Annotated in this window: 1 protein-coding gene; it reads left to right on the top strand. The window is 30.2% G+C overall.

Annotated features, from left to right (window positions below; translation table 11 throughout):
- On the top strand, positions 1–160 hold a 160-nt coding region (locus tag ESY88_RS20695; protein ID WP_147089840.1), incomplete at its 5' end, for a transposase.
- Between the last annotated feature and the right edge of the window lie 855 nt (positions 161–1,015).

Consider the following 1,015-nt stretch of genomic DNA (forward strand, 5'->3'; position numbering starts at 1 on the left):
TAATGCTAAACGGAATTTTACAGGAACGTACCATAAAATCAAGAAAAAATATCTGCAACTTTATCTAAACGAGTTTGTTTACAAGTTAAATCGAAGATATTTTGGTGAGCGAATCTTTGATAGACTAGTAATAGCAAGCATTACAGCTAATGGACACTAAACGGATATACAAATAAATTTTCATTCTCGTGTCCATTCTGAAAATCCTGAAAATGAAATTGTTTATTTTAAAGATTATTCAAAAAGGCTTAAATCTGATAGAATACTCATTTTAGGTGATTTTAATTTAAATGAAAAACACGTAGTATGGGATGATTTGTATAATCTGGGCTATAAATCCGCAATTGAAAACTCACCTACAACTTTGAAAAAGAAATGTAAAAGAAACAAATATTTAAATCACTCAATTGATAATATATATTATGACACACAGAACATAGAATTAATAAATTCTGGAAAAATAGATTTTGTAGGTGAATGCAGTAATTTGAGTAAAGCAAGAACAATTTCTGACCATTTACCTGTTTATATTGATTGTATCATTAGGTAATGAAAAGCCAACGCTAAAAGCCATACACATTTGCAATTCGCTACAGCCAACGCACAAGCCCAAAATTGCAAAAGAGTATGTCTTGCCAACGCTCAATGCAGAACTAAATAATAAACAGCGGAAAACCAAGCAGAACGTGAAAAGCACTATGCACAACAATGTATATAAAACATAGCTATTACAGGCTTTACGAGAGGTTTTTGCTTCTTTATTAAGTCCACCAAATTTTTATTTTTGTATATTTAGAAAATTAAAGATAAATAGAAAAAATAAAAAATTGGCTCGTGTATAATCCGAAACGATAGTGTGTTTTTACACGCTACGTTTCATATACGGAGACGTTGTGGCACATTTAAAAAAAAACCAAGAGTTGATTAAAATATTCCAAAAATCATTAAAGAAAGAGATTGCCGAATTGAGCGATGAAATTCTGAATTCCATATGGTCGAATAGAATTGAACAATC

The sequence above is a fragment of the Subsaximicrobium wynnwilliamsii genome, from assembly GCF_007997225.1.
GTDB lineage: Bacteria > Bacteroidota > Bacteroidia > Flavobacteriales > Flavobacteriaceae > Psychroserpens > Psychroserpens wynnwilliamsii.